Here is a 14,049-nt window from a genome sequence, read left to right on the forward strand (position 1 = left end):
TCTTTTAAATTTAACACATAAATCCATGAACAACGCAACAACACAGTCACATATCGTGTGGCTCGATGTAATACGAACCGTAGCTATGCTGATGGTTATCGGAGTACATTGTATAGATCCTTTTTATATCTCACCTACACTCGGAAGTTTACCGGAATATAAACATTGGGCCGCTGTTTACGGCTCTCTTTTACGGCCCTCTGTTCCTCTTTTCGTTATGATGACGGGACTTTTACTATTGCCTATACGGGAACAATCTTTAGGTGTTTTCTATAAAAAGAGAATATATAGGGTATTATTTCCTTTTTTGATATGGTCTGTATTATACAATATATTCCCTTGGGTTACAGGGCTATTAGGTTTGCCGAAAGAGATAATCGGTGAGTTTTTCTGCTATGTGCAAGGAAATGAGTCACAATCCTTATCCGACGCATTGAAAGACATCGCCATGATCCCGTTCAATTTCAGTTTTAAGGAAAACCATATGTGGTATATTTATTTACTCATCGGATTGTATCTGTATATGCCATTCTTCTCCGCATGGATCGAGAAGGCGGATCGTTCCAAAGAGAGGGTCTATTTAGGGATATGGTTCGTATCTCTTTTCTTGCCTTATATGTCTGCCTATATCAGCAAATATTTATACGGGGAAGCGACGTGGAATCAATTCGGCATGTTTTATTATTTCGCAGGATTCAACGGATATCTCCTATTAGGACATTACTTAAAACAAGGTAATAATTGGAATATTTGGAAAACCTTCGCTATTTGCGCAGCCATGTTTGTGGTTGGTTATGCCATAACCTATTGTGGATTCAGTTCGGCCGCAGCGAATCCCGAGGCAACAGAATTGGATATGGAGTTATTTTTCACCTTCTGTAGTCCGAATGTAGTCTTAATGACGGCAGCTGTATTTATTCTTCTTCAAAAGGTACGTATTCATAATACTCTCATAGCTAAAAAACTATCGAAAATATCCAAATATGGTTTCGGAATCTATATCGTACATTATTTTGTCGTAGGTCCGATCTTTATCTTGATCGGGAAGTTTGATTTACCGATACCTTTGCAAGTACCCATAATGGCACTTTTGATTTTCATAATCTCATGGGCGTTTACTTGGTTCATGTACCGTATATTAGGTGAACGAGCTAAATGGATCATGGGATGAAACTCTTTCGTATACTGCAACCCGCCTTGCCGTGTTACTGCACGCCTATTGTAGTAACACGGCTAAAATACCATAAAACTCCTTGCAATCCCCATCTGTTTCGTTATATTTGCTACAATTTATAAACTTGATAAAATAAAACGCTATGTCAGTAAAATCTTATATCGAATCCAATAAGGATCGTTTTCTTGAAGAATTGTTCTCTTTAATCCGCATTCCGTCAATCAGCGCCAAGCATGAGAATAAGCCGGACATGTTGACATGTGCCCAGCGTTGGACTGAGGTGCTGTTGTCTTCTGGTGCGGATAAGGCCGAGGTAATGCCTACGAAAGGCAATCCTGTCGTATACGCCGAGAAAATGGTATCTCCCAAAGCTCTGACCGTATTGGTTTACGCTCATTACGACGTGATGCCCGCCGAACCTTTGGAATTGTGGAAGAGTGAACCTTTCGAGCCGGTGATCCGGGACGGACGCATTTGGGCCCGTGGAGCAGACGATGATAAGGGACAGGGTATGATTCAAGTAAAAGGTTTTGAGACAGCGATTAAAGAAGGTTTGTTACAGTGTAACGTGAAGTTTATTTTCGAAGGAGAGGAGGAGATAGGTTCTCCTAGCTTGGAAGATTTTTGCCGGGAACATAAAGAATTATTGAAAGCGGATGTAATCCTCGTTTCCGATACAAGCATGGTCAGCGCTGAAACACCGTCGCTCACGACAGGCTTACGTGGTTTGGCTTACTGGGAAATAGAAGTAACCGGACCGAACCGCGATTTGCATTCCGGTCATTTTGGCGGAGCCGTAGCGAATCCGATCAATGTACTTTGCAAATTGATGGCAGATATCACCGACGTGGATGGACGCATCACGATCCCGGGTTTTTATGACGACGTGGAGGATGTATCTCCCGCAGAACGGGAGATGATCGCCCAAATCCCATTCGACGAGGAAAAATATAAGAAAGCGATCGGGGTAGACGCTCTTTTCGGAGAGAAAGGCTATTCTACGCTAGAACGTAATAGTTGTCGGCCTTCTTTCGATATCTGTGGTATTTGGGGCGGATATACGGGGGAAGGAAGCAAAACTGTATTGCCTTCAAAGGCTTATGCCAAGGTTTCCACTCGTTTGGTTCCACACCAAGATCATGCCAAGATCTCCCAAATGTTTGAGGAGTATATAGCTCGTGTGACCCCACCTTATGTTAAAGTGAAAGTTACGCCCAGCCATGGCGGGCAAGGATATGTTTGTCCGATAGACTTGCCAGCTTATCAAGCGGCAGAAAAGGCTGTTGGCATCGCATTCGGGAAGAAACCGTTGGCGGTTCGTCGCGGAGGTAGCATTCCTATTATCTCTACATTCGAGCAGGTATTAGGTATCAAGACCGTACTGATGGGATTCGGCTTGGAGCAAAACGCGATCCATTCGCCCAACGAGAGTCAGGAGTTGGATATCTTCTTCAAGGGAATCGAGTCGGTAGCGGAATTCTACCGTTTATATAAATAAGAAGGAAGAAGATGAGTATATTAATAAAGAATGTCCTGTTTAACGATAGGACGATTGATATCTATATCGAAGGAAAAGAGATCAAGCAAATAGGAGAGGGCTTGTCTTTTCCTGCCGATAAGATACTGGATGGTAGCCGTAAAGCCGTCATTCCCGGTTTCGTGAACGCTCATACACATGCTGCCATGACTTTGTTCCGCGGCTTCGGCGATGATATGCCGCTTATGCCATGGCTTGAGCAAAAGATCTGGCCGAATGAGGCGAAAATGACCCGTGAGGATGTATATTGGGGAGCGAAATTAGCGTGCTTGGAAATGATAAAAAGTGGCACGACCACTTTCTTCGACATGTATCAACGCCCTCGTGTCACGGCCGATGTGACGGAGGAGATGGGATTGCGAGGTATCATAGCCGGCGTTTGCTTCGATGGTTTTGATAAAGAAGAGGCGGAGAAATGCAAACGCCATAACGAGCGACTGATCCAAGATGTGGATAACTACAGCAAACGGGTTCGCTTCTCGATCGGGCCGCACGCTATCTATACCGTTTCCGGTGAGCTTCTGAAATGGGCGCATCAGTTCGCTATGGAACATCAGATCCCGATCCATCTGCATCTGGCAGAGACAGAGGGGGAAGTGAAAGACTCTGTCGATAGATTCGGACTCACTCCCGTACGTTATTTATATAAGTTGGGTGTGCTTTCTCCACGCTTGATCATCGCTCATGGAATTTACGTCGATGATGATGAGCTTCGTATGCTGGCCGATCATGAGGTGAAAGTCGTACATAACCCGGCCTCAAACATGAAACTGGCTTCCGGCATGCATTTTAAGTTCAAGGAAATGCGCCAATTGGGTATTACCGTGGGATTGGGAACGGACGGTTGTTCCTCTTCCAATAACTTGGATATGATCGAGGCGATGAAGCTGGCTTCCCTGTTAGGAAAAGCTTGGCGAAAGGATCCCGAAGCCTTGACCGCAAATGAGATGCTGCAAGCCGCTACTGCGGAAGGAGCCGTTATGTTCGGTTTAAAAGCCGGGCAGATCAAGGAAGGGTATTTAGCCGATCTATGTTTGATAGATCTCAACACCCCCGCTTTTACCCCGAACTTCAATTTCGTCTCAAATCTTGTATACGCCGCCAACGGCAGTTGCGTGGATACCGTTATCTGTGATGGTAAAATATTGATGGAGAATAAGAAGGTACCGGGAGAGGACGAGATTATGGAGAAAGCGGCAGAGATAGCTTATAACTTGATGAAACGTTAAATTGATTAAATATGGAAATGATTAAAACCGAACAATATCGGGAAGCGGCCGCCTATTTAGCTAGCCGGATCGAAGGTAACCCGGAGACCGCCATTATCCTTGGTAGTGGCTTAGGCTCTTTAGCCGATCAAATAACAGACCCTATAGTGATACCTTATGCAGAGATCCCACATTTTATGAAATCTACCGCTACCGGGCATAAGGGGAATTTTATTTGTGGCAAACTAGGGGATAAGCAAGTCTTGGCTATGCAAGGCCGTTTTCACTACTATGAGGGCTACACAATGCAACAGGTCACTTTTCCCGTACGTGCAATGAAGCTCTTAGGAATCAAGAACCTTTTGGTCTCGAACGCCGCCGGAGGTATCAATAATACGTTCAAGGTAGGTGATCTGATGATCATCCGGGATCATATCAATATGATGCCGAACCCGCTGATCGGTCCGAACAATGAGGATTTCGGCACTCGTTTCCCGGATATGACCCGTGCTTATGATCGTGAATTTATCCGCTATGTGGAAGAAATAGCCGCCTCCCGATCTATCCCGTTAAAGAAAGGTGTATATGTAGGTTTGACAGGCCCTTCCTTCGAGACTCCTTCCGAGTACGCTTTCTATGGAAAAGTCGGGGGAGATGCGATCGGCATGAGTACGGTACCGGAAGTAATCGTGGCACGTCATGCGGGCTTGCGTGTATTCGGTATGTCTGTCATCACGAACGAAGGTTATCACTTCGCTGACGACTTTGTAAATGATGGTGCCGATGTTATCGTAGCGGCTAATAAAGCAGCATCTGTTATGACACAACTATTTACGGAATTGGTCAAAAAAATCCAATAAAAAAGTAACGCAAAGGCTTGGTGGTTTCAATGAAATCACTACCTTTGCACTCGCAATCGAGAACAAAGCGGTTGTATATGCGGAAGTAGCTCAGTTGGTAGAGCATAACCTTGCCAAGGTTAGGGTCGCGGGTTCGAGTCCCGTCTTCCGCTCTTTCTCGTATTGATTGCCCAGGTGGCGGAATTGGTAGACGCGCTCGTTTCAGGTGCGAGTGGTTTTGCGATCGTGCAGGTTCGAGTCCTGTTCTGGGCACCCTTCCTAAAATGCGCAGGTGGTGGAATTGGTAGACACGCTACTTTGAGGGGGTAGTGCCGGTTACGGCGTGTGAGTTCAAGTCTCATCCTGCGTACTTAAGTAAAAAAAGAAATAAGAGCATGATCTATTCAATTAGGTCATGCTTTTTTTGTGTGTCAAAATGACAGACGAATAAGATGGACGAACATAAAAAAAGCCGGACTCACGCCCGGCTTCTATATTCATAGACAAACTTATTCAGCATCTTTCTTTTTTATCGAAGTCGTGATTTTCTGCTCTTCCTTATCAAAGTCTACGATAATCGTATCGCCTTCACCTACTGAGGCACGGATAATCATCTCCGCCATCTCATCTTCCAGATACTTCTGGATCGCACGCTTCAACGGACGGGCACCGAATTGGATATCGTAGCCTTTTGTCGCAATGAAATCTTTTGCCTCGTCTGTGATCGACAACTCATAGCCCAGATTTGATACACGCTGATACAGACCCTGTAACTCAATATCGATAATCTTATGAATAGCGGCTTTATCAAGCTGATCGAACATAATGATATCATCCACACGGTTCAAGAACTCTGGAGCAAATGCTTTATTCAACGCTTTCTGGATCACGCTACGGGAGAAATCCTTATCCGGCTCACCAGCCATCTGGGTATTGAAACCAACGCCACGGCCGAAATCTTTCAATTGCCGGGTACCAATATTGGAAGTCATGATCAAGATCGTATTCTTGAAATCAATACGTCTACCCAGACTATCCGTCAAACGGCCTTCATCCAAGACTTGCAGCAGCAAGTTAAATACATCCGGATGCGCCTTCTCGATCTCGTCCAATAAGACCACTGAATAGGGCTTGCGACGTACTTTCTCTGTTAACTGGCCACCTTCCTCGTAACCAACGTATCCGGGAGGCGCTCCGATCAAACGGGAAACAGCGAATTTCTCCAAGTATTCACTCATATCGATACGTACCAAAGAATCCGCCGAATCAAATAGATATTCAGCAAGCTTCTTGGCCAAGTGAGTTTTACCTACACCCGTCGGTCCTAGGAACATAAAAGTTCCGATCGGCTTATTCGGATCTTTCAAGCCAACACGGTTACGTTGAATTGCCTTTACAATCTTTTGAACAGCATCATCCTGCCCGACCACCTTACTTTTCAATACGTCCGCCATTTCCAGAAGCTTGACATTCTCTGCCTTAGCGATACGTTGAACAGGCACACCAGACATCATGGCAACAACTTCAGCGACCTTCTCTTCATCAACGGTCTCCCGATGTTCTTGAAGCTCTTGTTCCCATTTAGCTTTCGCGGCCTCCAGTTGCAATAAATACTGACGCTCCTTATCGCGGAAACTTGCGGCTAACTCAAAGTTCTGAGATTTCACGGCCGCTAATTTCTCATTCTTCGTATCCTCGATCTTTGCCTCAAGCTCTTCGATACTTTTCGGAACAATGATATTAGATATATGTACACGGGAACCGGCCTCGTCTAAAGCATCGATCGCCTTATCCGGGAAATTACGGTCACTGATATATCTTTCTGTCAATTTTACACACGCTTGTAAAGCATCTTCAGTATAGATCACATTATGGTGCTCCTCATAACGAGGTTTGATATTACGCAAGATCTGCAAAGTTTCTTCCGCCGTAGTCGGATCAACGATCACTTTCTGGAAACGACGTTCCAACGCACCGTCTTTCTCGATATTCTTACGATATTCATCCAAAGTAGTAGCGCCAATGCATTGAATCTCACCACGAGCCAACGCAGGTTTCAGCATATTCGCCGCATCCATAGATCCGGAAGCGGAACCAGCGCCAACAATCGTATGAATCTCATCGATAAAGAGGATGATATTCGGGTTCTTCGATAACTCATTCAAGATAGCCTTAATACGTTCCTCGAATTGTCCGCGGTATTTCGTACCGGCGACAATAGAAGCCATATCCAAGCTAATCACACGCTTATCGAATAACACCCGGGAAACCTTACGCTGAATAATGCGTAAAGCCAATCCCTCTACGATAGCCGACTTACCCACACCCGGCTCACCAATCAATACCGGATTATTTTTCTTCCTACGGCTTAATATCTGGGCCAAACGCTCGATCTCCTTCTCACGTCCCACAATCGGGTCTAGACGGTTTTCTGCGGCGGCACGTGTCATATCCGTTCCGAAGTTATCCAGAACAGGTGTATCATTAGGGGATTTCGGTTGAGCGGCTCCCGCTCCAGTACCGGAAGAGGGGCGAGATGCCTCACGACGAGAGGAGAAACCTTCGTCCTCGTCATCTTCGTCATCATCCGTATATCCGTCGCTGATCTCGTCGAATTCCTCCATATTATTCAAACCGGTTCCGCTTACTAATATATTATATGCGGAACGATAAGTAATACCCGCATCGTTCAACACCTTGGCAGCGACATTAAACTCCTCTTTCAATATCGCCAATAGAAGATGTTCCGTATCGGTCTCATCTTCCTTGAATAAACGAGATTCCAGCATACTCATACGCAAGACACGTTCTGTAGTCTTACTTATAGCGATCTCATGCTGGACAGAATCCTCAGAATCGAATGTATTCTTTATTTCTTGCTCAATCTTGCGTTTAATATCCATCGGATCGGTATGTAGCTCTCGCAAGACACGCATTGCCTCGCCTTCGCCTTCCCGGATGATGCCTAGCATCAAATGTTCCGGCCCGATATAGCTATTCTGGAGCCTAGCCGCTTCTTCACGGCTATACTCAATCACGTCAATCAATCTTTTCGAATAATTTTTCATACTATATTATATATGTACTGATTACGCAAAGTTACATAATCTATTCCAACTATCATCAAATTTCGTGCCATTATTCCTTAATAAGCCTTGAAAAGCCCAGAGGCGCAAAATTTCAAGACAAATTCTTTCGTAGTATACGGAAAAACCTTACCTTAGTGCAATTTTTCAGAGGTGAGATATTGAGTGTAATTAATATAAAACTAAATGGTTGATCAAGACAGAATTATTAAGATTAACATCGAAGAGGAAATGAAATCGGCATACATTGATTATTCAATGTCTGTCATTGTTTCACGTGCTCTTCCTGATGTTAGGGATGGCTTTAAGCCGGTTCACCGCCGTATTTTATTTGGAATGAATGAACTGGGTAACACATCCGACAAACCTTATAAAAAATCTGCGAGAATAGTTGGTGAAGTTTTAGGTAAATATCATCCACATGGCGACTTGTCTGTATATTTCGCCATGGTTCGTATGGCCCAGACATGGTCTATGCGTTATCCGTTAGTAGACGGACAAGGTAACTTCGGTTCAGTGGACGGTGATAGTCCTGCCGCTATGCGTTATACAGAGGCACGACTGAGTAAACTCGCCGAAGAAATGCTCCGGGATATCGATAAGGACACGGTAGATTTCCAGCTTAACTTCGATGATACGTTGAAGGAGCCGACCGTATTGCCGACTCGTGTTCCTAACTTACTTGTAAATGGTGGATCGGGTATCGCCGTTGGTATGGCTACGAATATGCCGACTCATAACTTGAGCGAGGTATTAGATGGTTGTATCGCTTATATCGATGCCAAGGGAGATATCGAGGTAGAAGGCTTAATGCAATATATCAAGGCTCCGGACTTCCCTACAGGCGCTACAATTTATGGCTACGCAGGCGTGAAAGACGCTTTCGAGACGGGTAGGGGACGTATCATCCTTCGCGGTAAAGCCGAGATTGAGGTGGAGAATAATCATGAGAAGATTATTATTACCGAGATTCCTTATTTGGTAAATAAGGCTGAGTTGATCAAGTATATCGCTGACCTAGTAAACGAGAAGCGTATCGATGGCATTTCCAATGTCAATGACGAGTCCGACCGTAGCGGTATGCGTATCGTAGTTGACGTGAAACGTGACGCGAACTCGAGTGTCGTACTGAATAAATTGTATAAGCTTACGGCTCTGCAATCCTCATTCAGCGTTAATAATATCGCTTTGGTGAACGGCCGTCCGAGGTTGCTTAACTTAAAAGACTTAATCAAGGCGTTTGTTGAGCACCGTCATGAGGTCGTTATCCGGCGTACAAAATATGAATTGAGGAAAGCGGAAGAGAGAGCTCATATATTGGAAGGCTTGATCATCGCTTCCGATAATATAGACGAGGTAATCGCGATTATCAAGTCTTCCAAGAGCCCGCAAGAGGCTATCGAGCGTTTGATCGAACGTTTCTCTTTATCTGAGCTTCAAGCACGTGCTATTGTCGAGATGAGACTTCGTCAGTTGACAGGTCTGGAACAAGACAAATTGCGTGCGGAATATGAGGAGATCGAGAAGTTGATCGCTTATTTGAATGAGATTCTGGAGAATGAGGACCTTTGTATGAAGGTTATCAAAGATGAATTATTGGAAATCAAGGATAAATTTGGCGACGAACGTAAGACGGATATCGTTTACGCCTCTGAGGAATTAAATCCGGAGGATTTCTATGCGGATGATGAGATGATCATTACCGTATCTCATATGGGATATATCAAACGTACCCCGTTAAGTGAGTTCCGTGCGCAAGGCCGTGGTGGTGTAGGAGCGAAGGGTTCCGAGACTAGAGACGAGGATTTCGTTGAGTATATCTATCCGGCATCCATGCACGCGACCTTATTATTCTTCACGGCAAAAGGTAAATGTTATTGGTTGAAGGTATTCGAGATTCCGGAAGGAGCTAAGAACGCTAAAGGACGTGCGATCCAGAATCTTCTGAATATCGAGCCGGATGATAAGGTACAAGCCTTTATACGTGTTAAGAAATTAACCACCGATACGGAATTCATTAATTCTCATTACCTATTATTCTGTACGAAGAAAGGTGTGATCAAAAAGACCTTGTTGGAGGCCTATTCCCGTCCTCGTCAAAACGGTGTGAACGCTATTACATTGCGTGAAGACGATGGCTTGATCCAAGTATGTATGACGAATGGCAACAACGAGGTGATCATAGCGAACCGTAATGGCCGGGCGATCCGTTTCCATGAAAGCGCGGTACGTGTAATGGGCCGTACGGCTTCCGGAGTGAAAGGTATGACTTTGGACGAGGATAATACCGATGAAGTCGTTGGTATGATCTGTATCAAGGACAAGGAAAAAGAGACCGTACTCGTCGTATCAGAGCAGGGATATGGAAAACGTTCCTCTATCGAGGATTATCGTATAACGAATCGTGGCGGTAAAGGCGTAAAAACCATTAATATCACGGAGAAGACCGGTAAATTAGTTGCCATCAAGAATGTTACGGACGAGAACGATTTAATGATTATCAATAAGTCGGGTATCGCTATCCGTATGAAAGTGGCCGATTTGAACGTAATAGGACGTGCTACTCAAGGTGTTCGTTTGATTAATCTAGAAAAGCGCAACGACGAAATCGCTTCTGTATGTAAAGTATTGTCTGAGAGTGAAGAGGAGATTGCCGAGCAAAAAGCGGAACAAGAAGCCAGACAAGAGAATGAGGGAAGAGAGTTGAGTGAGAATCAAGCTAGTCTAGGTACCGATGTTGATCTACCGGAATCAGAGGAGGATAACGAACAAAATGATAACGAAGAAATAACTGAATAATTTTAAACAAATAGAAATATTAATCTCAAAATTACTATCGCAATGAAACGAGTATTATTAACAGTGGCACTATGTGTCGCAGCATCGGTCTCTTTTGCACAGAAAAAAGCTGTAAATGAGGCTCAAAGTATAGCTAAGGGGACAACTCCTGATTTCTCGGAAGCCAGAACTCTTATTAAAGGAGCTTTGGAAAACCCTGAAACAAAGGATGACGCTAAAACTTGGTATGTTGCCGGTTTTATCGAGGATCAACAGTTCAGCAACGAAAGAACTAAACAAGTCTTGGGCCAACAACCGGACGAGCCTGTTATGTACGAGGCATTGGGTAGTATTTTGCCATACTTTGAGAAAGCATATGAGTTAGATCAACTTCCTAATGAAAAAGGAAAAATTAAACCTAAGTTCACGAAAGATATCAAAGGTATCCTAGGAGCAAACCACGTATATTACATCAATGGTGGTGCTTACTATTTCGATCAGAAAGATTATAACAAAGCTTACGATTTCTTCGAGCAATACCTGAAAATATCTGATATGCCAATGTTTAAAGGTGAGGCTGTCGCTGAAAGAGATTCAAACTTCATGACAGTTCAGTTCTATGCCGCTGTAGCAGCGACCCAACTTGGCGATTCTCAAAAAGCTATCGCAGCGTTAGAGCGTGCTAAAAATACGGATTATAGAGCAAGCGAGGTATATCAATACTTATGCTATGAGTATGAGCAAGCTAAGGATACCGTGAATTTAGAGAAGACTTTGGAAGAAGGTTTGAATAAATTCCCTGAGGAACAGTATTTCTTAATGAGCCTTATAAACAATTACATCTATTCTAATAGAAATGAGAAAGCTATTGAATATTTGAACACAGCTATCGCTAAGGATTCCAACAATCCACAGCTTTACGATGTAATGGGCCGTGTTTATGAGACTGGTTTGAAAGATTACGCTAAAGCTGAAGAGTATTTCAAGAAAGCATTGGCGATCAATCCTGACTATATCGAATCTCTCTCTAACTTAGGTCGTGTATATTATAACCAAGGTGTAAACAAGCAAGGTGAGGCTAATATGATCAACGACGCAAAACAATATCAAGAGGAATTAGGCAAAGCTAAGGAATTCTTTAAGCAAGCTCTTCCTTACTTTGAGAAAGCTCACCAAATGAAACCAGAAGAAAGAGAATATATGACCGCTTTAAGAGGTATTTACTACAACTTGAATATGGGTGATAAATTCGATGCTATTGAAGCAGAGATGAATAAGTAATTTCTTCTTTCAGAATAAATGGAACCGTCTAGTAATATAAGGTTACTAGGCGGTTTTTTATTTGTGTATCATGTATCGCAGAGTAGTCATTTTTTGATCGTTCATAATACTATTAAACATAATGGGAATGGTCAATACTGCTATCATTATGCCACTATTTTAACGAATCCAGTATCAAAAATCATCGATAGGAGAGGATGTTTAGTAAAACTATCCAATAGAGAACTTTATCAACCGGATTTCTCATATAGATTTGTCAATTTCCTTGCCTCTTATGGATTAAAATATAAGTCAATCAGCCGATTAGATTTGTGTTACGATTGTAATAGGTTTGTCAACGGCTTATCTCCACGAAGATTAATAAACTCATTTCTTTCCGGGCGTTATTTAAAGAACTGCCAACCATCATACACCATACAAGCCGACACGGAATCCGATAAAAGGGATCAATTAGTAGATGCTATTGAGGCTAAAATAAAATCATGTGATGTCTCTAATACAGCGGAATTAAAGAACGCTATTCGCTCAGTCATTTACGATCGGATAAAACGATCCGACGCTAGCAAATGTAAACTTAGAGGTTCTGCTAAAAATGTGCGAGATATTAACTATGTGAGTTTCGGTAGCCATGCAAGTTCTGTATGCTCATATCTGTATAACAAGACAAAAGAACTTCGAGAGGTTAAGGATAAGCCCTATATCCGGCAATTGTGGAAACTAAACGGTATTGATGAGACTAGTGATGTGTGGCGTGTTGAGCTATCGATCAGGAAAGATAGCAAAACTCTATTAGAACTATCTACCGGAGAGGTATTTAGCATAAGTACGGATATGTTGAAGCTACAGTCAGATATTGAGGACTTATTCTATATTTATGCAGCTAAATACTTTGATTTCAGAATAAACGATCTTACGAAAAATAAATCACGAATGAAATCAGTAGCGATCTTCGAGTATGCTCCGGGCGTTGTAACGAAACGTCCCATTAGATTAACTCTATCGAAGGATACGACAAAGGCTGATAAGATATTCATTCGGAAACTGGTTAAGGCAAAAAGAGACATTCCGTTCCCTACGGAGCAATATTTAGATGCGTTAAGGCTTGTAACGCATGAATATGCTTTTTCTCGCTCTCTCGCTAAATATCTGCATAAGGTAGAATGCGAAGGAGTCCCGATATAGCGTACTTTGGCTTGCTACTGGCAACCGTATATTGTCCCCCCCCATAGCGGAGCGTTACAAACAAATATATGATATGGATATACAACTAAGTAAGAATTTCATGCTGTCCGAACTGGTACATAGCGAGATAGCCTATTATAATAACCTACGAAACGAGCCAACACCGGAGGCGTTTTGTGCGTTATGTAATCTAGTGTCCTGTACGTTACAGCCTTTAAGGGACTATCTAAACGAGCCTATAACGATCAATAGCGGGTATAGAACTGCGGAGTTGAATAGGCTTGTGAAGGGAGTCTACGGATCGCAACATATAAAGGGGGAAGCTGCGGACATTAGGATTAGCGGCGATGCGATGCGTGTGGTTAGTGCCGTCTTAAAATCTGGAATCCCTTACGATCAATGTATATTCTATACTAGGCGAAACTTCGTACATGTATCATACAGTAGGTTCGCAGATAATAAACGACAAATAATATATCAATAATGGAAACCATAGTAATCGATAATAAGAGTATCACAGATAACGAAGAACTCGAGCTATTTATGTTCTATGCGCTAGAAACATTGTCCCGGCTTAGGACTACGTTTCAGTACATGGACTATTCCGTTAACGGAATGGACGAAAGCATACGTTTAGCTCGGGCTTTTATGACCTATGATCGAGACTGCGTGATTGATCGAATAGAGTCCGGGCTTGCTCACGTCCGATTGTATAGGAGACCACCAAACCGATTACCGGAACGCACTATAACCATACAATACTGATTACTTACTGTCTGTAAGGGGCGGTCTCTTCGTGCCCCTCGCTACGCTTTGGGGCACTCAATCAACCGCTGCCGCCGGGCACTCGGCGGCGTTCTATCCTGTCACCTAGTCATTATGTCACTATTCAGTACATGTGTCTAGGTCTCTGAATACTTGCTCCAAACTGGACGGCAGTTCTATTACTACCGCCATTGTGCCG

The 14,049-nt window shown here is 43.3% G+C and carries 9 protein-coding genes and 3 tRNA genes; 11 read left to right on the forward strand and 1 reads right to left on the reverse strand.

The window, feature by feature from the left end; translation table 11 throughout:
- The first annotated feature begins 25 nt into the window (after positions 1-25).
- The 7 genes from DWX33_RS00385 to DWX33_RS00415 all read left to right on the forward strand — a co-directional run bounded on the left by DWX33_RS00385 (position 26) and on the right by DWX33_RS00415 (position 5,128).
- Entirely contained in the window at positions 26-1,171 is a 1,146-nt protein-coding gene (locus DWX33_RS00385; protein WP_008772162.1) for an acyltransferase, read from the forward strand.
- 145 nt (positions 1,172-1,316) lie between these two features.
- Positions 1,317-2,672, forward strand: a complete 1,356-nt coding sequence (locus DWX33_RS00390) for a dipeptidase (RefSeq protein WP_087342689.1) — start codon at positions 1,317-1,319, stop codon at positions 2,670-2,672.
- 11 nt (positions 2,673-2,683) lie between these two features.
- Positions 2,684-3,940, forward strand: coding sequence for an amidohydrolase (locus DWX33_RS00395; protein ID WP_122379668.1), 1,257 nt, complete (start codon positions 2,684-2,686; stop codon positions 3,938-3,940).
- A gap of 11 nt (positions 3,941-3,951) precedes the next feature.
- Positions 3,952-4,779 carry a purine nucleoside phosphorylase I, inosine and guanosine-specific gene (locus DWX33_RS00400; protein WP_087342695.1) on the forward strand — a complete coding sequence of 276 codons (828 nt, stop codon included), beginning with the start codon at positions 3,952-3,954 and terminating at the stop codon, positions 4,777-4,779.
- Between the two features lie 79 nt (positions 4,780-4,858).
- Positions 4,859-4,931 (forward strand) — tRNA-Gly (locus tag DWX33_RS00405).
- Positions 4,932-4,947: 16 nt separating this feature from the next.
- A tRNA-Leu gene (locus DWX33_RS00410) sits at positions 4,948-5,031 on the forward strand.
- Positions 5,032-5,044: 13 nt separating this feature from the next.
- A tRNA-Leu gene (locus DWX33_RS00415) sits at positions 5,045-5,128 on the forward strand.
- A gap of 139 nt (positions 5,129-5,267) precedes the next feature.
- Here DWX33_RS00415 and DWX33_RS00420 read toward each other — a convergent pair.
- On the reverse strand, positions 5,268-7,826 hold the full coding sequence (locus DWX33_RS00420; protein ID WP_008779884.1) for an ATP-dependent Clp protease ATP-binding subunit: 2,559 nt from the start codon (positions 7,824-7,826) through the stop codon (positions 5,268-5,270).
- Between the two features lie 204 nt (positions 7,827-8,030).
- On the opposite strand from DWX33_RS00420, the gene gyrA reads away from it, so the two are divergent.
- From gyrA to DWX33_RS00440, 4 genes are all read left to right on the forward strand, one after another.
- Complete coding sequence (gene gyrA / locus DWX33_RS00425) at positions 8,031-10,643, forward strand: DNA gyrase subunit A (protein ID WP_122135186.1); 2,613 nt, start codon at positions 8,031-8,033, stop codon at positions 10,641-10,643.
- A 42-nt stretch (positions 10,644-10,685) separates the two neighbouring features.
- Positions 10,686-11,903 (forward strand): lipopolysaccharide assembly protein LapB, encoded by a 1,218-nt coding sequence (locus DWX33_RS00430; RefSeq protein ID WP_008779886.1) that lies wholly within the window; start codon positions 10,686-10,688, stop codon positions 11,901-11,903.
- A gap of 594 nt (positions 11,904-12,497) precedes the next feature.
- Positions 12,498-13,085: a hypothetical protein gene (locus DWX33_RS22260; RefSeq protein WP_147425487.1), complete on the forward strand. Its 588-nt coding sequence runs from the start codon at positions 12,498-12,500 to the stop codon at positions 13,083-13,085.
- A 73-nt stretch (positions 13,086-13,158) separates the two neighbouring features.
- Positions 13,159-13,569: a D-Ala-D-Ala carboxypeptidase family metallohydrolase gene (locus DWX33_RS00440; protein ID WP_039848627.1), complete on the forward strand. Its 411-nt coding sequence runs from the start codon at positions 13,159-13,161 to the stop codon at positions 13,567-13,569.
- Positions 13,570-14,049: the final 480 nt, after the last annotated feature.

This window comes from Parabacteroides sp. AF19-14 (assembly GCF_003635485.1).
Taxonomy (GTDB): Bacteria; Bacteroidota; Bacteroidia; order Bacteroidales; family Tannerellaceae; genus Parabacteroides; species Parabacteroides distasonis.

Bases quoted from the DNA above. Each gene is read 5' to 3' on its own strand.
- DWX33_RS00440 (WP_039848627.1), top strand. From the start codon at position 13,159: ATGGATATACAACTAAGTAAGAATTTCATGCTGTCCGAACTGGTACAT.
- DWX33_RS00395 (WP_122379668.1), top strand. From the start codon at position 2,684: ATGAGTATATTAATAAAGAATGTCCTGTTTAACGATAGGACGATTGAT.
- DWX33_RS00420 (WP_008779884.1), bottom strand. From the start codon at position 7,826: ATGAAAAATTATTCGAAAAGATTGATTGACGTGATTGAGTATAGCCGT.
- DWX33_RS00390 (WP_087342689.1), top strand. From the start codon at position 1,317: ATGTCAGTAAAATCTTATATCGAATCCAATAAGGATCGTTTTCTTGAA.
- DWX33_RS00430 (WP_008779886.1), top strand. From the start codon at position 10,686: ATGAAACGAGTATTATTAACAGTGGCACTATGTGTCGCAGCATCGGTC.
- DWX33_RS00385 (WP_008772162.1), top strand. From the start codon at position 26: ATGAACAACGCAACAACACAGTCACATATCGTGTGGCTCGATGTAATA.
- gyrA (WP_122135186.1), top strand. From the start codon at position 8,031: ATGGTTGATCAAGACAGAATTATTAAGATTAACATCGAAGAGGAAATG.
- DWX33_RS00400 (WP_087342695.1), top strand. From the start codon at position 3,952: ATGGAAATGATTAAAACCGAACAATATCGGGAAGCGGCCGCCTATTTA.